The 18,063-nt window shown below is 54.5% G+C and carries 16 protein-coding genes and 1 tRNA gene; 13 read left to right on the forward strand and 4 right to left on the reverse strand.

Annotation, left to right across the window (positions count from 1 at the left end):
- The first annotated feature begins 33 nt into the window (after nt 1–33).
- From KE531_12225 to KE531_12240, 4 genes are read left to right on the forward strand one after another with little or no spacing between them, the layout of a single operon-like run.
- The gene (locus KE531_12225; protein MBR9954368.1) at nt 34–366 is read left to right on the forward strand and encodes a hypothetical protein; all 333 of its coding nucleotides are present in this window, start codon (nt 34–36) and stop codon (nt 364–366) included.
- 27 nt (nt 367–393) lie between these two features.
- Entirely contained in the window at nt 394–624 is a 231-nt protein-coding gene (locus KE531_12230; protein MBR9954369.1) for a hypothetical protein, read from the forward strand.
- 16 nt (nt 625–640) lie between these two features.
- Nucleotides 641–1,813, forward strand: a complete 1,173-nt coding sequence (locus KE531_12235; GenBank protein ID MBR9954370.1) for an exonuclease SbcCD subunit D — start codon at nt 641–643, stop codon at nt 1,811–1,813.
- The gene (locus KE531_12240; protein MBR9954371.1) at nt 1,810–4,914 is read left to right on the forward strand and encodes an AAA family ATPase; all 3,105 of its coding nucleotides are present in this window, start codon (nt 1,810–1,812) and stop codon (nt 4,912–4,914) included. Before KE531_12235 ends, KE531_12240 begins: the two co-directional genes overlap by 4 nt.
- An 85-nt stretch (nt 4,915–4,999) precedes the next feature.
- On the opposite strand, the gene KE531_12245 is transcribed toward KE531_12240, so the two are convergent.
- Nucleotides 5,000–6,517 (reverse strand): oligosaccharide flippase family protein, encoded by a 1,518-nt coding sequence (locus KE531_12245; protein ID MBR9954372.1) that lies wholly within the window; start codon nt 6,515–6,517, stop codon nt 5,000–5,002.
- Nucleotides 6,518–6,805: 288 nt separating this feature from the next.
- Here KE531_12245 and nifS point away from each other — a divergent pair, with 288 nt between their 5' ends.
- The 9 genes from nifS (at nt 6,806) to KE531_12290 (ending at nt 14,679) form a co-directional block, all read left to right on the forward strand.
- On the forward strand, nt 6,806–8,005 hold the full coding sequence (gene nifS / locus KE531_12250; protein MBR9954373.1) for a cysteine desulfurase NifS: 1,200 nt from the start codon (nt 6,806–6,808) through the stop codon (nt 8,003–8,005).
- 62 nt (nt 8,006–8,067) lie between these two features.
- On the forward strand, nt 8,068–8,508 hold the full coding sequence (gene nifU, locus KE531_12255) for a Fe-S cluster assembly scaffold protein NifU (GenBank protein MBR9954374.1): 441 nt from the start codon (nt 8,068–8,070) through the stop codon (nt 8,506–8,508).
- 2 nt (nt 8,509–8,510) lie between these two features.
- Nucleotides 8,511–9,587, forward strand: coding sequence for a tRNA 2-thiouridine(34) synthase MnmA (gene mnmA / locus KE531_12260; protein ID MBR9954375.1), 1,077 nt, complete (start codon nt 8,511–8,513; stop codon nt 9,585–9,587).
- The gene (locus tag KE531_12265) at nt 9,584–10,996 is read left to right on the forward strand and encodes an N-acetylmuramoyl-L-alanine amidase (protein ID MBR9954376.1); all 1,413 of its coding nucleotides are present in this window, start codon (nt 9,584–9,586) and stop codon (nt 10,994–10,996) included. Before mnmA ends, KE531_12265 begins: the two co-directional genes overlap by 4 nt.
- A gap of 98 nt (nt 10,997–11,094) precedes the next feature.
- Nucleotides 11,095–11,185 (forward strand) — tRNA-Ser (locus tag KE531_12270).
- A gap of 101 nt (nt 11,186–11,286) precedes the next feature.
- On the forward strand, nt 11,287–11,736 hold the full coding sequence (locus tag KE531_12275) for a DUF5320 domain-containing protein (protein ID MBR9954377.1): 450 nt from the start codon (nt 11,287–11,289) through the stop codon (nt 11,734–11,736).
- Between the two features lie 202 nt (nt 11,737–11,938).
- Nucleotides 11,939–13,279 carry an MATE family efflux transporter gene (locus KE531_12280; protein ID MBR9954378.1) on the forward strand — a complete coding sequence of 447 codons (1,341 nt, stop codon included), beginning with the start codon at nt 11,939–11,941 and terminating at the stop codon, nt 13,277–13,279.
- 140 nt (nt 13,280–13,419) lie between these two features.
- A complete protein-coding gene (locus tag KE531_12285) occupies nt 13,420–14,157 on the forward strand; it encodes an N-acetylmuramoyl-L-alanine amidase (protein MBR9954379.1) in 738 nt (245 codons plus the stop codon).
- 42 nt (nt 14,158–14,199) lie between these two features.
- Nucleotides 14,200–14,679, forward strand: coding sequence for an ATP-binding protein (locus KE531_12290; protein ID MBR9954380.1), 480 nt, complete (start codon nt 14,200–14,202; stop codon nt 14,677–14,679).
- A 95-nt stretch (nt 14,680–14,774) separates the two neighbouring features.
- On the opposite strand, the gene KE531_12295 is transcribed toward KE531_12290, so the two are convergent.
- From KE531_12295 to KE531_12305, 3 genes are all read right to left on the reverse strand, one after another.
- Nucleotides 14,775–15,581 (reverse strand): histidinol-phosphatase HisJ family protein, encoded by an 807-nt coding sequence (locus tag KE531_12295; protein MBR9954381.1) that lies wholly within the window; start codon nt 15,579–15,581, stop codon nt 14,775–14,777.
- 28 nt (nt 15,582–15,609) lie between these two features.
- Nucleotides 15,610–16,635, reverse strand: a complete 1,026-nt coding sequence (locus KE531_12300; GenBank protein ID MBR9954382.1) for a TAXI family TRAP transporter solute-binding subunit — start codon at nt 16,633–16,635, stop codon at nt 15,610–15,612.
- A 159-nt stretch (nt 16,636–16,794) separates the two neighbouring features.
- The gene (locus tag KE531_12305; protein ID MBR9954383.1) at nt 16,795–18,045 is read right to left on the reverse strand and encodes a sodium:glutamate symporter; all 1,251 of its coding nucleotides are present in this window, start codon (nt 18,043–18,045) and stop codon (nt 16,795–16,797) included.
- Between the last annotated feature and the right edge of the window lie 18 nt (nt 18,046–18,063).

Genomic DNA, 18,063 nt, shown 5'->3' on the forward strand with positions numbered 1-18,063 from the left:
GGAGGAAATACGGAAAAAAGGAGCTGACGGAATATGGCATTTGGAATCGGTGGAAGAGAGAGCCGGGTATTTGAGGGCTTCGAGTCGAAGGAAGGCAGGAGAAGACAGCGGGAGGTGGCATGTGAATGCTGGTTCACGAGCCGCGGCGAGACACTGCCTCTGGCGGTAAAGTTTCCGAACGAAGACGGGGAGCTTATCATGGTGCGGGATCTTCAGGTGGACTGGGCGGAGAAAAAGTATTACTGCGGCGTGCCGGCGGTGGAGTACCAGTGCCGCATGACGCTTGGCGGCCGCAGGCGGCCGGTGAGGCTGATCTTTTACCTGGAAGAATGCCGTTGGGTGATGGAGACAGAAGAGGGCCTGTGAGGAAACGGGCCGGAAAGGCAGAAGAACATGAGAGAAATTGTATTTAAAATGGAACGTCCGGGCCTCGTGACGGTGGGCCAGGAGGTAGAGGTCAGCGAGTCGGTGACGCCGGTGAACGTCAACTACATGATTGAGCCGGCCGTAGCCATGTCGGGACTTTTTAAGTTCACGGAGCGGTTAAAGAGCCGGAAGGGGATCGTGAAGGAGATTGTGGAGAACGAGCGCGGCTACTACGTGACCGTGGAATTTGACGAATAGGAAAAGGGAGATGTAAATGAAGCTGTTTCATTTATCGGATTTGCATATCGGAAAACAGCTCCATGGATTCAGCCTGATCGAAGATCAGACGTATATCCTTGGACGGATTTTAAAAGAGGCGGAGCAGAGGAAGCCGGACGTGATCGTGATTGCCGGGGATGTCTACGACAAGTCGGTGCCGTCTGCGGAGGCCGTTGAGGTATTTGACGGCTTCCTCACGTCCCTTGCCGCCATGGAGCAGGGGCTGGAGGTGTTTATCGTCAGCGGGAACCATGATTCCCAGGAGCGGCTGGCCTTTGGGAGCCGTCTGTTCGAGAAAAACAGGATATTTATTGCAGGCATGGCGCCGGGAAAGGAAAATCCCAGGGTGCAGAAGCTGGTACGAAAGGATAAGGAGGGAGAGGTGAATTTTTATCTTCTTCCTTTTTTGCGCCCTTCCTTCATCCGTGAAATCGAAGGGATGGAGCAGGTAAAGACATACGATGAGGCCGTACGGGCCGTGATCGCGCAGATGGAGCCGGATTTTTCCGCGCGGAACGTCCTCGTCTGCCATCAGTTTTTTACATGGAACGGAAAAAGCCCGGAGCGGTCGGATTCCGAGACCGTCTCCGTCGGCGGCCAGGACAACGTGGAGGTCTCGGCTGTGGAGACGTTTGACTATGTGGCGGCCGGCCATATTCACCGTCCACAGTCCGTCGGGGGAGACCATGTCCGCTACTGCGGCTCGCCGTTAAAATATTCGGTTTCGGAGGCGGGACAGGAGAAAGGGATTCTGGAAGTGACGCTCGGGAAGAAAGGCGACGTGACGGTGGAAAAAATTCCTCTGGTGCCTCTCAGGGATGTGAGGAAAATCAGGGGAAAGCTCTCGGAGCTGATTTCCGAAGAGACGCTCTCGGCAGCAGATCCCAAAGATTTTGTCAGTGCCGTCCTGACGGATGAGGAGGAGCTTTACGAGCCGGGACGCGTGCTTTCAAGGCATTATCCGAACCTTTTGGAGTGGACGGTGGAAAACAGCAGGACGCGGCGGGAATTTTCTGAAGAAGAGCTGCCGGCGGAAAAAAAGAGCCTTCCGGAGCTTTTTGAGGAATTTTACATACAGATGCAGGGCGCAGAAATGAAGGAAAACCAGAGGAAAGCCATGGAAGAAATTTTCCTGAGACTGGAGGCAGGAGGGGAGGAGGAAGCATGAAACCGATTTGTCTGACAATGTGTGCCTTCGGCTCCTATGGCGGAAAGACGGTCATTGATTTTACGAAGGCCGGCCGGGGCGTTTTCCTGATTACCGGGGATACCGGGGCGGGGAAGACGACGATTTTTGACGGGATTACCTTCGCCCTTTACGGGGAGACAAGCGGAGGAAAACGGGACGGCAGGATGATGCGGAGCCAGTATGCCGGGTCTGAAGACGAGACCTATGTGGAGTTTACATTTTCCTATCGCGGAGAGATCTACACGGTTTTCAGGAGCCCGGAATACATGAGAGAGAAGAAGCGGGGAAGCGGCCTTGTGAAGGCGGCGGCCAGGGTGGAGCTGACGCTTCCAGACGGGACGGCTTTCCGGGGGAAGAACCGGGAGACGGATAAAAAAATCTGTGAGATCATGGGAATCGACAGGGAGCAGTTTACGCAGATTTCCATGATTGCCCAGGGAGATTTCCTGCGGCTCCTTCATGCCAGCTCTGAAAACAGGAAGAAGATTTTTTCCACAATTTTCCACACCGGGCCCTGCCGGGACGCTGAAGAGGAGCTGAACAAAAAGAGAAAGCAGTTAAAGGATCAGATTCAGGCGGGCGAGGAACGGCTGAGGGCCCATGTCCGGTCGATCCGACTTACGGAGGAAGCGGGAAGCGAAGACGAAGCCCGGCTGGAGAAGCTTTGCCGGGAAGAGGTTTTGCCTCCGGGAGAGGCGTCAGAATTTTTATCTGAGCTTCTTTGTAAGGAACAGGGACAGCTTCGGACGGCCGACCGGGAGTTAGCGGAGCTGGATGATAGCCTCCAGAAGGCGTTGGAGGAAAACGGAAGGCTTTTAAAGGCAGCGGAACAGGCCCGCCAGTACGAAGAGAAAAAGGCAGAGCTTAGGAGGGAAGAAGAAAAAGAGGCGCATTACACGGCATGGAAGGCCAGATATGAGGAAGCCGCGAAGGCATATGGGATGAGGCCCTATGAGAGCCGGTATCTGGAGGCGGAGCGGCAGACGGCGGCTGCCGAAAGAAGCAGGGAGGCCGCTGAGAAGGCGCTTTCGGAGGCCGAAGCCGGATTTTCGGAGGCAAAACAGGTACTGCTTGCCGCCGAAGAAGAGTTTGGAAGAAAAGAGCCGCTATACAGGACGGAGCTTTTAAAGCTGGAGCAGGAGGAAAAGGACTGGAGACGGAAGGCAGAGCTGGAAACGGAGGCGGCAGAGCGGAGAGCGCAGTCGGAAGAGGAAGCAAAACGTGGGCTCGCGTTAAAGGAAAGGAAGGAGAAGCTGGAATCGGCCATCGGCGAGTGCGAGAGAAAGATACAGGCCTTTTCAGAGGCGGCTCCCATTCTTGCGGAGCTTGAGCATTCCTTAAAGGAGCTGGCCGCATTTGAGGAAACGGCAGCCAGGCTGAAAGAAGAGCGGAAGGCGCTGGAAACGAGAAAGATACGTCTGGAAGCCATGAAGCGGGAGCAGGAAAAACGGATACAGGCCTTTTCGGAGGCAGAGCGGCTGTACCAGGAGCTTCAGGAGCAGTTTTTCCGGGAACAGGCCGGGATCCTTGCCCGCGACAGGTTAAAAGACGGCTTCCCCTGCCCGGTCTGCGGAGCCGTCAGCCACCCGGCCCCGGCGGCCCTGGCAGAGAGCGCGCCCACGGAAGAAGAAGTGAAGCGTGCATCCGCAAAGCGGGAGGAGAAAAGGGGACTCTGTGAAGCGCTGGGGACGGAGATTACGAAGGAAATGACGGGAATCTCCGAAAAGGAGCGCCAGCTCTGCGAGGAAGAAAAACGGCTTCCGGAGAATATGGCGGAGAAAAAGGAGACGATGGAGCGCCGGCGGGCAGAGCTTCTGCTCCTGAAGAAAGAGGGAACGGACGCGGCTGAGACCGGAAAGTCCCTGGGAGAAGAGCTGGAAAGAACGAAAAAGAGCATGCAGGACTGCCGTCTTTCCGAGGAGCTGGAAAAAGCAGCGGTTTTGAAGCTGGAGGAAGAAATAGGGAAGCTGGAAAAGCAGCTTTTCTTCCGCTCGAAAGAGGCGCTGCTTACGGAAAAAGAACGGCTGGAGCAGGAGCTTCGCCGGAAGAAGGCAGAGACGGAAGCGGCCAGGCAGAAGGAAAAACAGGCCGCGGAGACGGCTTCCTCCGCCAGACAGGCGTGCCGTTCGGCAGAAGAGCACCTGATTTTAAGGAAAAGAGAGCAGGAAGAGGCAGGAAGCACATGGAACCAGGTCTGGAAGGACAGCGGCTTTACAAGAGAGCAGTACACGGCATCCCTGGCATGGAGAGAGACAGAGGAGGCCAGGGAGGCGGGAGCGCAGACGGAGGAATATTTCCGCAGGTTGGCAGAGCTTAAGGCGGCCGTTAAGACGCTGGAGACCGGTCTTTTGGAGGCCTCGGAGGAAAGGGCCGGGGAGCTCCGGGAAGAGATCCGGAAGCTTCGGGAGAAGAAGGGATCCCTGGAGAAAAAGCGGGACGGGATTTCCGCTGCCGTCCAAAACCACGAAAGCATCCTTTTGCAGATGGAGACAGAGGAACGGGAGAGCGGCGGGCTCATCGAGGCCTTCCTTTTATACGACGGCCTCTGGCAGACAGCCAGCGGGAACCTGAAAGGAAAGGTAAAGATTGACTTTGAGACATATGTCCAGAGACAGTATTTTGAGAAAATCCTGACGGCGGCCAACCGGAGATTTCTGAAGCTGTCCGACGGAAAACTGAAATTAAAATGCAGACAGCTTGAGGACATGGGCGGCCAGGGGCATTCCGGCCTGGAGCTGAATGTCTACGTGATGGCGACGGGAAAGGAGCGGGATGTGAAAACCCTGTCCGGCGGCGAGTCGTTCCTTGCGTCCCTGTCCCTGGCGCTGGGACTTTCCGACGTGGTGCAGAGCCAGGCGGGCGCCGTGAGAATGGAAGCCATGTTTGTGGACGAGGGCTTCGGCGCTCTGGACGACGAGACGCGGGAACTGGCTGTCCGCGTGCTTCACGACCTGGCAGGCGATGAGCGCATGGTCGGCATCATCTCCCATGTGAACGAACTGAAGGCGCAGATCGGAAAGAAACTCATCGTCACGAAGGGCGAACAGGGGAGCCGGGCCGCCTGGTCTATTGAGGACTGAGAAAGGCGTGGTTTCCAGGGGGCTGTGGAAGACATCCCGTACCCCAGGCCTCTCGAGGACTTAGAAAGACATCCTGCCGAAAGCCTCAGGATTCGCTTCCGGCAGGACGGTGAAAGAAAAGCAGCATGAGCCCGTAGCAGGTACAGACAATCAGGATGCGGAGGCAGGTGCCGAAAAATTCGGGAAGGCCGGAGGCAAAGAGAAACGAATCAGGAAAAATGCGGTAAATCCCTAGAGCCACGGCCAGGCAGAACACAGGCTTCACGATGACTTCCCAGGCGTTGGCGGAAAAGCCGACGGCTTCTCTTAAGGCCAGGATATGTAAGAGCGCCAGAAGGAGCTCACTTGCCAGCATCCCCCACAGGTATGCCAGGATGCCGATTTTCGGGATTCCGATTACGATGAAGCAGAGCCTGAAAAGCAGGGCGGCCAGATGATGAAGGAAGGTTGTGGTTGTCTTCCCGAGGCCGTTTAAGATGCTTCCCATGGTGGTGGAAAGGTAGAGGAACGGACAGAGCCAGGCAAGGATTGTGATGAAGCTTCCTGCTTCCTCATTTTTAAAGACCTGGACGCCGAGGCTGTCCCCGAAGATGGTGAAAATGCCGACGCAGAGGATGCCCATGTAGAGGCTGTACCGGAAGGACATGGCGATGCGCCTGGTGATTTCGCGGCTGTCGCCGCCTGCCTGTGCCCTGGCAACAGAAGGAAGCAGGACGACGGCCAGGGAATTGACGATGGCCGAGGGAAACATGATAAAGGACATGGCCATGCCGTTTAGGACGCCGAGCGTGCTGACCGCCTGGGACTGGCTTAAGCCGAAGGCAGCCAGCCGGTTGGGGATCAGGATGGATTCGGCGCTCCTTAAAAGATTCATGACGAGCCGGTTTGCCATGAGCGGCAGGGCCAGCGCCATGAGAGGAATGGCGATGGAAGCCATGGAGGGGGCGTGGGGATCCGGCCGGGTATCGCCATCCTTTTCCAGTAAAAGAAAGGTCAGGAGCGTGAACAGGGCAGAACCGGCTTCGCCGATAAGAAGGCCGGCGGCCGCCAGGGAGACGGTGATTTCGATGCCCTTTTCCCGGCAGATGTCAGCGAGAAGGAAGACGGCAAACATCCGGATTCCCTGCTCGGCTAACTGGGAGAAGGCCGGGATCTGCACTTTTTCTTTTCCATAATAATATCCGCAGATACAGGAGTGGAGGGCAGAACAGGGGATTGCCAGTGCAAAAGCAGGAAGCAAAGGAGCGCAGCGCGGTTCCATGAGCACATGGACGGCGAGGAAGCCGGAAAAACGCCAGATCAGTGCCGCCAGGAAAATCGCCATGGAGAAAGAGATGGCAAAGCCGGTGAAAAGCGTCTTTTTGGCCCTGGAAGGACATGCGGCCGTGAAGCGGGAGATGGCCGTCTGGAGGGAACCGGCGCATAGAGAGAGGCAGATCCCGTAAACGGGAAACATCATCTGATAAATCCCGAGCCCCTCGGCGCCGATGGCGCGGGAGAGGAAAATTTTATAGAAAAATCCGAGGATCCTGGAGAGAAAGCCTGCGGCGGTAAGAAGGACTGCGCCGGCGATCAGGGTATGCTTCTTAAAAAAATCAGTCATGCGGCCTCCCGGGAAAGGAAATTGCTACATTGTATGCAAAAAAAAGAGCGGATTATTCGGAACGGAAGGAAAATCCCGGGGCTGGCATCAGGAAAAACCGGTCAAGGCGCGGAATACGCCAGATACTGATAATGATTCCTGATATTATTATATTTTTCTTAATTCTCAGGATTCCTGTTGAAATCCCCCCGGAATATTATTATAATGTAGAATAGTTTCCCGGAAACGGGGGACGGTAAATCAATAGTAGATGAGGCTTTTAACCTGTATTTACGGAAAGGCGGATTTATGAAGAAAGTAATTTATCTTGACAACGCGGCCACGACGAAGGTGCGTCCCGAGGTCGTGGAGGCGATGCTCCCGTTTTATACGGAGAATTACGGAAATCCATCTTCGGTGTATTCTTTTTCCACACCGTGCAAAGAGGCAATGGCCCACAGCAGAGAAGTAATCGCAAATGCTCTTGGAGCAAACGCCAATGAAATTTATTTTACGAACGGCGGCACCGAGTCCGACAACTGGGCGCTTACGGCCGCGGCCGAGGCGTATGCTTCCAAGGGAAAACACATCATTACGACACAGATTGAACATCACGCGGTTCTGCACACAGGCCAGTATCTCGAAAAGAGAGGATTTGAGGTCACGTATCTTCCGGTGGATGAGTACGGCCTTGTGGATCCGGAGGAGCTTAAAAAAGCCATCCGTCCCGATACGATCCTGATCTCCGTGATGTTTGCAAATAATGAGATCGGCACCATCGAGCCGATTAAGGAAATCGGTGCAATCGCAAAAGAACATGGAATCCTGTTCCACACCGACGCCGTCCAGGCCTTCGGACATGAGCGCATTGATGTGGACGAGTGCAATATTGATATGTTAAGCGCCAGCGCCCATAAGTTAAACGGCCCCAAGGGCGTCGGCATCCTCTATATCCGGAAGGGCGTAAAAATCCGCTCCTTTATCCACGGCGGTGCCCAGGAAAGAAAGCGCCGCGCCGGCACGGAGAATGTGCCCGGGATCGTCGGCATGGGAAAGGCCGTGGAAATTGCCATGGAACACATGGAGGAGAACCGGAAGAAAGAGACGGAGTTAAGGGATTACCTGATCCGCCGCGTGATGGAGGAAGTGCCCTACACGAGGCTTAACGGCCACCCGGCCAGACGTCTCTCCAACAATGCAAACTTTGCGTTCCAGTTTATCGAGGGAGAGTCCCTGCTTATCATGCTGGATATGGACGGGATCTGCGGTTCCAGCGGTTCCGCATGTACGTCCGGCTCCCTGGATCCGTCCCATGTGCTGCTTGCCATCGGGCTGCCCCATGAAATTGCCCATGGTTCCCTGCGCCTGACCTTAAGCGAGGAGACGACGAAGGAGGACATTGACTACACGGTGGAAAGCGTCAAGCGGATCGTGGAGCGCCTCCGTTCCATGTCCCCGCTCTATGAGGACTTCGTAAAGAGCAGGGAAAAACAGGACACGAAAGGCTAACTGCCGCAGAAGAGACCGGAAACAGACGACAGAGGGAAAGAAAAAGAACAGGAGATCAATCTATGTATTCAGAAAAAGTAATGGACCACTTTCAGAACCCGAGAAACGTGGGTGAAATAGAGGACGCCAGCGGCGTCGGAACCGTCGGAAATGCAAAATGCGGGGACATCATGCGGATTTATCTCGATATCGACGATGAGACCCATATCATCCGTGACTGCAAATTCAAGACCTTTGGCTGCGGCGCGGCTGTGGCCACCAGCAGCATGGCGACGGAGCTTGTAAAGGGAAAGACCATCGAGGAGGCCATGCAGGTGACGAACAAGGCCGTCATGGAGGCCTTAGACGGGCTTCCGCCGGTGAAGGTACACTGCTCCCTGCTTGCGGAGGAGGCGATCCACGCGGCACTCTGGGATTATGCCGAAAAGCACGGTATCCAGATCGAAGGCCTCGAGAAACCGAAATCCGACATCAGCGAGCACGATGAGGACGAGGAATATTAAGAATGAAGAAAAAAGTAGTGGTAGGCATGTCAGGCGGCGTCGATTCTTCGGTCGCCGCCTGCCTGCTTAAGGAACAGGGATACGATGTCATTGGCGTCACCATGCAGATCTGGCAGGAGGAGAACCCGGAAGACATGGAAGAAAACGGCGGATGCTGCGGCTTAAGCGCCGTGGAGGACGCGAGAAAAGTGGCGTGGAAATTGAAAATCCCCTATTACGTGATGAATTTCCGGAGGGAATTCAAGGAAAACGTCATGGACTATTTTGTGAACGAGTATCTCCATGGCCGGACGCCGAACCCCTGCATTGCATGCAACCGGTACGTGAAATGGGACGCCCTCCTTACCAGGAGCCTGGAGCTTGGGGCGGACTACATCGCCACGGGCCATTATGCCCGCATCGAGCGGCTGGAAAACGGCAGGTACACGATCCGCAATTCGGTGACGGCGGCGAAGGATCAGACGTACGCCCTCTATAACCTGACCCAGGAGCAGCTCTCCCACACGCTGATGCCGGTGGGAGATTACACGAAGGACGAAATCCGCGCCATTGCGGCTGAAAATGGCCTGGACGTGGCCGGGAAAAAGGACAGTATGGAAATCTGCTTCATCCCGGACAACGACTATGCGGGATTTATTGAAAAAAATGAGGAAAATGTCCCCGGCGCCGGGAATTTTGTGGATCGGGACGGGAATGTTCTGGGCCACCATAAAGGGATCACCCATTACACGGTGGGACAGAGGAAGGGGCTAAACCTTGCCATGGGACATCCTGTATTTGTGACGGAGATCCGGCCGGAGACCAACGAGGTTGTGATCGGGGATGCCGATGAGGTATTTTCCGACAGGCTGACCTGCCAAAACCTAAACTGGATGTCCATCGAGGGCCTTGGCGGCCGGGAGATGGAAGTGACGGCAAAGATCCGGTACAGCCATAAGGGCGCGCCATGTATCATAAGAGAGCTGGAAAACGGAATCGTGGAATGCCGGTTCGAGACGCCCCAGAGGGCCATCACGCCGGGACAGGCTGTCGTTTTCTATGAAAAGGATTATATTGTGGGAGGTGGCACGATCCGATGAGAAAACGTGACGGAACCCCCGCAAAGGTTCTTCTGGCGGTGTCTCTTGCCTGTCTTTTGGCTGTCCTCGGCGGATGCAGCGCCGGAAAATATGAAGCTGTGAGCCTGGAGGCGCTGGAATCCGGATTGGAGAGTACCAGTGTTAACGGAGAAGCGGAGGCGCCGGGGGAAGAGGCCGGAAGTGAGAGCGGGGAGACCATGCGCGTCCTGACGATGGATGAAAACGGGAACCTTAAGTTTGCCGACGGTGCCTCCGATGCGGAGACATCTGCGGACGGGGAGGCTTCCGCAGATGGAGAGAGTGAAGCGGTGGCCGGTGTCACGTTTACGAAGACGGAGGACGTGGTGGCGCTGACGGCTGAGGTCGTCAATGTGCGCGAGGAACCGCGGGAGGACGCCAGGATCCTGGTTCAGTTAAAGGCTGGGAGCACGCTCAACCGTACCGGCATTTCCGACGAATGGTGCCAGGTTCTCTATAACGGCAGAACAGCCTATGTGGCGGCTGCTTTCACGGAGGTCTATGAGGAGCCGGAGACGTCGGATACGGGCAGTGAAGAGGCAGAGCCGGCAGCGGCTTCCGGCGCGGCCGCCCAGGCAGAGTCCGGCGGCAGTGAGGGCATGTCGGCTGACGGAGGTGGAGTGCCGGAGGGGAATGCAGATGGAACGTCTGGGAATCCGGCGGCCGGGGAAGCCGAAGCGGCCGGAAACCCGGCAGGCGGCGATGGACAGACCGGCTTAGACGGCCGGCCGGCCGAGACGAGAGCGCCGGAAGTCCCCTTTAACGGACATACTATCGCCATCGACGCAGGCCACCAGGCCAAGGCCAATGCAGAGAAGGAGCCCATCGGCCCCGGCTCCGAGACCATGAAGGCCAAGATGCCGGCAGGCGCCACAGGCACAGAGAGCGGCGTCAAAGAATGCGAACTGACGCTTGCGGTGGCAAAAAAGCTGGAGCAGGCGTTAGAAAATAAAGGCTACCATGTGGTGATGATCCGGGAAAGCAACGACGTAAACTTAAGCAGCGCCGAGCGTTCCCAGATTGCGAACCAGAGCGAAGCGGAGATTTTGGTGAGGCTCCATGCCAATTCCATGGAAAATTCCGGGGTCAGCGGGACGCTTGCCATGTGCATGACCGACCAGAACCCCTATAACGCCGGTCTGCACGGACAGAGCTACACGCTGTCCAAGCTGATTGTGGATCAGATCTGCGGCCAGACCGGTTCCAGGAACCGCGGCGTCCAGGAGGTAGACAATTTAAGCGACATCAACTGGAGCGAGATCCCGGTTTCTGTCGTGGAAATGGGATTTTTAAGCTGCCCGGAGGAGGACAGGCTTCTCCAGGATGAGGCGTATCAGGATAAAATTGCCGCAGGGATCAGCGCGGCCATTGACTCCTACTTTGCAGGATAAGAGAAAAAGTTAAAAAAATTTCATTTTCCTACTACACAAATTTCAAATTTCATGTATAATAGTAATTGCCCGCGCAAAACCAGCCCGGGCAATTAAATGGAGATATAGCGAAGAGGTCGTAACGCGGCGCACTCGAAATGCGTTTGTCGGCTAATACCCGGCACGAGGGTTCGAATCCCCCTATCTCCGTTTTAGATGATTTCTCATCAAAAAAGCCTGTAAAACCGTTGTTTTATGGGCTTTTTTCTTTTCTCACAAATTCTCATGGGTTCTTTAGGATGCAGATTCAAGTGATTGCAGGAAAGAAAAAGATCCCCAATTATTGTGTTCCGTATTGTGCTTTGGCAGAAAGAGCCCTATTCTCCTGCTGCGGCTCTCCGGCCGAAAATTGGGTCATGGAGACTTGCTGTTCCGTGTTGATATTCTTTGGACGGTACGGTAGAATAAGAGCGAAGGAAGCAAATTATTACATAGAATGGAGTGAGAACATGACGGAAGAAGCAAAAATAATTCTGGACGAGCTAGAGACAATGAAAAGAGATATCCGTGAAATGTATTTGACCATAGAAAATGAGACGAACAGAAAGATAAAGATGATAGCAGAGGGACATTTGGATTTAAGCAGGAAACCGGATGATGCATCAGGAACAGAAAATGAAAAGGAAATGCTTTTATTGAAAGTAAACCGTCTGGAGAGTGAACTTGAAAAGCTGAAAGCCAGAATTGAAGAAATAGCATAGATATGGAATTAAGAAGGTGTCGCAAAATTATCTGATTAGATGATGGGGCGATACCTTCTTCACTGGAAACCCCTCTTTACTGTGTTCCGCGCCTATGATATACTGTGTTCCAGCGTGAGAGGAGGTTCCCTTTATCTCCGTTTCAGAGCCTCTTGGAGATCAAGAGGATATTTTTTTGCGTTCGACTGCAAAGGAGGAAACCATGGAAAACACACAGAATCTTACGGAAGGAAACATTTTAGGCTCCCTCGTCCGCTTTGCCGTCCCGGTGCTTTTGAGCCTGTTCTTGCAGGCGCTGTACGGCGGCGTGGATCTTCTCGTGGTGGGGCAGTTTGCCAGCACGGCCGATGTGTCCGGAGTGGCGACAGGGAGCATGCTGCTCCAGACCATGACGATGATCGTCACAGGACTCGCCATGGGAATCACCGTGGTAGTGGGAGAGCGGATCGGGAGACGTGAGCCGGTGCAGGCCGGCCGCGCCATCGGAAGTGGCATCTGCCTGTTCGGCGTTTGTGCCGTTTTTCTGACGGCAGTGATGGCCGGCGGAGCGGAAACCCTTTCCGTGCTCATGCATGCGCCCGAGGAGGCGCTTTCCCAGACGGCCGCTTATGTGCGGATCTGCGGCGCCGGTTCTGTTTTCATTGTCGCTTACAACGTGCTGGGAGCTGTTTTCCGCGGAATCGGCGACTCTAAAACGCCGCTTTTTACGGTGGCTGTGGCGTGTGTCATCAACATTGCAGGCGATCTTCTGCTGGTGGCCGGTTTCCACATGGGAGCCGCGGGCGCTGCTCTGGCGACGGTGGCGGCCCAGGCCATCAGTGTGCTCCTCTCCTTTGGACTCATCCGGAAAAAGACGCTGCCCTTTGTATTTTCCAGGGAATTCATCCGCTTTGACAGGCGGTATGTGGTTCTGGAACTGAAGGTCGGCATCCCGGTGGCGCTCCAGGAGTTTTTGGTGGGCATTTCCTTCCTGGTGATCCAGATGATCGTGAACTCCTTCGGCGTTGTCTTCTCGGCAGGCGTCGGCGTGGGCGAGAAGGTGTGCAGCTTTATCATGCTGGTGCCGTCGGCCTACATGCAGTCCATGTCAGCCTTTGTGGCTCAGAACATGGGCGCCAGGAATCCGGGGCGGGCGAAACGGGCTCTTGGCTGCGGGATTGCAACCTCCCTGGCCGCCGGTGTCGTCATGGGATATCTTTCATTCTTCCACGGAGACATGCTGGCGTCCATCTTCTCAAAGGATTCCGCAGTTATAGAAGCCGCCCACAGCTATTTAAAGGCCTATGCCATCGACTGTCTCCTGACGCCGTTTCTGTTCTGTTTTACCGGATATTATAACGGCCGGGAAAAGACCATGTTTGTCATGGCGCAGGGAATCATTGGGGCATTTCTCGTGCGAATCCCTGTGGTTTATCTGATCAGCAGGATCCCCGGTGCAAGCCTGTTCCAGATTGGCCTTGGGACACCGGCATCCTCCCTCGTCCAGATTACGCTCTGCTTTATCATGTTCTTCCTGTTAGAAAAGCGGGAAAAGACCTGTTAAGGACATGCCGGAACCGGCGTTTCTTCAAAGTCTTACAATACCTTTAATTTTTGTGAAACATATGGCTAGAAAGCGAATTTTGCTGTATATTGTAGAAAGAGACGTTTGACAGAAGGTTCATGGACAAAACAGGAGGTTCTATGGGGAAGGAAGAAGAGGAGCGCCAGCTTCGCAGGGAATTAAGGCGGATTGAGAGGAAAAAGCAGGAGCGGTTCCGGCAGCTTCTGCTGGTTGGGATGTTCGGCATTGCGGCGCTGATCGCGGCGGCGGCCGTCCTTGTGTTTTTAAAAGGAATTTTCTGGAAGGAGCCTGTGGATCCCCATGAGGTGCCGGTGCCGGAATGGGTGACGGAAAATCTTCTGACGCCGAATCCTTATTCCCGGCCGGAAAAGCCCCTGGAGAATGTCCGCGGGATTGTGGTTCACTACGTGGCGAACCCATGCAGTACGGCGAGGGAGAACAGGAACTATTTTGAGAGCTTGAAGGATCAGACGGGAGAAAATGCCACTTCGGTCAGCAGTCATTTTGTCATCGGCCTGGAAGGCGAGGTGGTTCAGTGCGTGCCGTTATATGAGGTGGCTTACGCCTCCAATAACCGAAACAGCGACACGATTTCCATCGAGTGCTGCCACCCGGATGAGACGGGGAAATTTTATGACAGTACATACAAGAGCCTGGTGGATCTGACGGCCTATCTCTGCACGGCGTTTGAGCTGGAGCCGGAGTCGGTGATCCGCCATTATGACGTGACAGGGAAAATCTGCCCCAAGTATTTCGTGGATCACCCGGATGAATGGGAAAAGTTCCATGAGGACGTGGGAACGGCCATGAAGGAGAAGTCCTTTGAAAAGAGGGAAGTGAAAGGGGCAGGAAAATAGATAATTTGCAGAGTCCCGGATCATATTGAAAGGAGAAACACGTTGGCAAAGGTGATATTGCTATGCGGGAAGATCTGCTGCGGTAAGAGTTCCTATGCCGGCCGCATCCGGAAAGAGAATTGCGCGGCAGTTCTGTCTGTTGATGAAATTATGCTTGCAGTCTTTGGACAGGATGCAGGTGAAAAGCATGATGCATACGCAGCGTCCCTGAAAAAATATCTTTTTGCAAAATCAGTGGAGCTGGCGGAAGCCGGAATCAGTGCAATAATGGATCTTGGGCTCTGGACGAGAGAGGAAAGAAGAGAGGCACGGGACTTTTATCATTCCCGGAACATTGTGTGCGAAATACATTATCTGGATATATCAGATGCAGAGTGGAAAAAGCGTATAGAAAAAAGAAACAAGGAAGTGTCTGAAAAGAAGATTTCAGCCTATTATGTGGATGCAGGACTTGTGAAAAAGGTTCAGGAACTGTTTGAGAAGCCAGATAAGGCGGAAATAGACGTATGGGTGAAATGCTGAAAAAGATTTTTCAAAGTACAGGAGGATATCCCCAAATCATGAAACGATTTCAGGGATACCCTCCTGTTTCATTCTGCACGTTCACAGGATGCTTATTACACCTTCAAAAACCACGGCTTCCTCTCCCTGAACACCGTATAATACCGGAATCCGCAGGCGGAGAGCAGCTCGGCAGTCTCCTTAAAATATCCGCCCACCTCTTCCGGCCGGTGAGCATCGGAGCCGACGGTCAGGATTTCGCCGCCCAGCTCCCGGTAGCGGCGGAGAATTTCCTCGTAAGGGTGAGGATGACCGAGGCCGTATTTAAAGCCGGAGGTGTTGCACTCGATCCCTTTTCCACGTTCGATCAGGGCCTTTAAGATATTGTCGATGATGTCCATGTAGTCGGCCGGCCGGTAGTTTTTGTTCTTTTCCGGGCCATAGCGGATCACGCAGTCCAGATGGCCGAGGCAGTCAAAGGCGAAGTCCAGGGCGCGGATACGCGCCAGGGTGGACTCAAAATAGCGGAAATAGGATTCATACTCCGTCCGCCCGTCATAATAGCGGCGGTCAAAAATATCGAAACCGTCGACGAAATGGCTGGAGCCGATGAGATAATCCAGAGAAAGGGTGGGAACAAGCTCCCTTAAATAATCGGCCGTGCGGAGCTGGAGCCCAAGCTCGATGCCGCAGCGCACCGTAAGCTTCCCTTCAAACTGTTTTTTCAGCTCGGCGATCCCGGAAAGATAGGCCGGGATGTCGAGATTAAAATCAATGTGAGTCATGTGGCCCGTCCCGTAATCGTGGTGATCGGTGATGCACAGCTCTTCCATTCCAAGATTTAAGGCTGCCTGGGCCTGTCCGGCCGGCAGTGCCTTGGAATCGCCGGAAAACGAGGTATGGACATGGTAGTCAGAAAACATGGCAGATCCTCCTTAAAGCCTCAGTAAATTACGGGACATCTCCCGCATCGCCGTCCCAGATGAGCCCCTGCTCCAGATAAAACCGCTTGGCGCCGGGATGGAGCGGGATCGGCAGGGCGGAACAGAGGAAGCCGTTCCGGTCCAGGGACGAAAAGGCGCCGTGGGCCTCTTTTAATTCCGGAATCCCCGAATAGAGGATGGAAGTCAGCTCATGGACGAGCTCCTCGCTCATGTCAGCGTTCACACAGAGCAGGCATTTGATGCCGAAGGTGGCGACATCCTCGTCCTGCCCTTCGTAGGTTCCGGCCGGGATGACATCGCGGTAGTAGAAGGAATTGGAGGAAAGGATTTCTTCCAGCTCCTCGTCCGTATATTTTAATACCGTACATGGTACCTCCGCCGCCAGCTCTGCCATCCCGTTGACAGGGATGCCGGCAAACCCATGGACGGCATCAAGCGTGCCGTTTTTTACATCTTCAGAGCCGGAACCAAGGCCGCAGTTTAAAAGCTCAGAGTTCTGGCCGGTAATTCCGACAGTATCCAAAACGATTTTGGCGGAAAGCTCCGTGGTGGAATCCTGGGGGCCGATGCCGATCCGTTTCCCACGAAGGTCATGCACCCAGGCAAGATCCGACGAGGACAGGGAAATCCAGTTGGAAAGGCTCGGATATACAGCCGCCACGACACGCAGGTTTTCAGCCGGCGCGCCGGAAAACTCCCCCTCGCCGTGTGCGGCCGCGTAGGCCGTATCGCCGCTTACGAGCCCCAGGTCGATGGTGCGGTTCTCCAGGGCCCTCACGTTGTCGGCGGAGCCGTGGGAGGCGCTCAAATTCACTTTGATCTGGCTGTCTGTGCCGCCGATGAGATCAGCGATGGCCTTTCCGACCGGGTACATGGTTCCGCCGCTGTCGGCCGTCCCGATGGTGAGGACACGGAGTTCTCCGGAATTTTTCTCCGGCGGGCCGTTTTGCCCGGAGGAAACGGCAGAACAGGCGCCTGAAAACAGGCAGGCCAGAGTCAGAAGAAGTACAGCAGTTCCTTTATATTTTTTCATGATGTCCCATCCCGTATGTGGTTTTCGTATTATCAGATCGTTATAACTATAACACAAAACAGTGCTGTCCTTCAACTGGAAACATGCATAAAAAAAATCCGCCGGCTCTTGGGGGAAAACCGGCGGATATGTAAAGGATAAGGGGGTATTTGACTGTTTTTAAGCTCTGAACAATCCTCCGAACAGGGAAAGGAAGATCGGATTGTAAATATCGTCGATGATAACGGCGAAGGATGGATACAGAACCCATGCAATCGTGTGCCATCCGTACTGATCCATCAGGGCTTTCTCGTTTGCTACGGCGTTGGAACCGGAACCGCAGCCCCAACCGATGTTGCCGGCGGTCATAACGGCTGCGCCGTAATCGCGTCCGAACATGTTGAAGGATACGAAAATACCGAAGATGGCAATGAAGATTGCCTGTGCCAGAAGGATGATTCCCATCTGACCTGCCAGCGGTGCAAGGGCAACGAAGTCTGTGGTCATAAGGACAAGTGCCAGGTAAAGCTCCAGGAACATGTGCTCGATGGCTTCTACTTCCGGAACATAGAATTTAATTCCGGCAGCTTCCATGACGTTGCGGGCGATGGCGCCGGCGAACAGACAGCCGATGAATTTCGGCATCTCGATCATCGGGATGTTGTCAAGCAGGCAGTAGATCGGCATGCCGAGTGCTGCGATTAAAAGGGTCATGGCGAACATCATGATCATGTTGGTGTTGTTTAACTCGATGACCTTTCCGGTTGCCTGTGCTTCCGGTTTGTCGTTGGGATCAGACTTTAAACCGTGCTTTGCGATCAGGAAAGCAGCAACCGGGCCGCCGATTAAGGAACCCATGACGTTTCCGAGAGTACCTGCGGCAACGCCGACGCTTGTGGCATTGGCTGCGCCCCATTCCTCAAAGATCGGGCCGAAGGCAGAAGCCGTTCCGACGCCGCCGGACATGGAAGCGGAGGAACACTGGAGAGCCAGAAGCGGGTTCATGCCGATCACCTGGGCGATGGCGATACCGAGGATGTTCTGGCAGGTAATCAGGATACATGCCGCAAGGGCGATCATGACGCAGAGCTTGCCGCCTGCATGGCGCAGCATCTTGGCACTGAAGCCGAAGCCGACGCAGAGGAAGAAGATATTCTGTGTCAGGTCTTTCATCAGGGTGGCATCAAAGGTAATGCTTAAGGTGCCGGAAGCCTTGATGATGGAAATAATAATGGAAAAAATGATACCGGAAACAACGGGAGCCGGGATTGCGTATTTGCGCAGGGCTGCGGAACGGGCGACAATGGCGCGGCCGCAGAAAATAACGATGGCTGCAAACCCCAGCGTACAGAGATACTCGAACTTGAATGATGCGATGGCACCATCTGCGGCAGGAGTAAATGTACCGAAATAGCTGATGATATTCTCCATAGAAACATCCTCCAATCT

The organism is Eubacteriaceae bacterium Marseille-Q4139, assembly GCA_018223415.1.
Classification (GTDB): domain Bacteria; phylum Bacillota; class Clostridia; order Lachnospirales; family Lachnospiraceae; genus CABSIM01.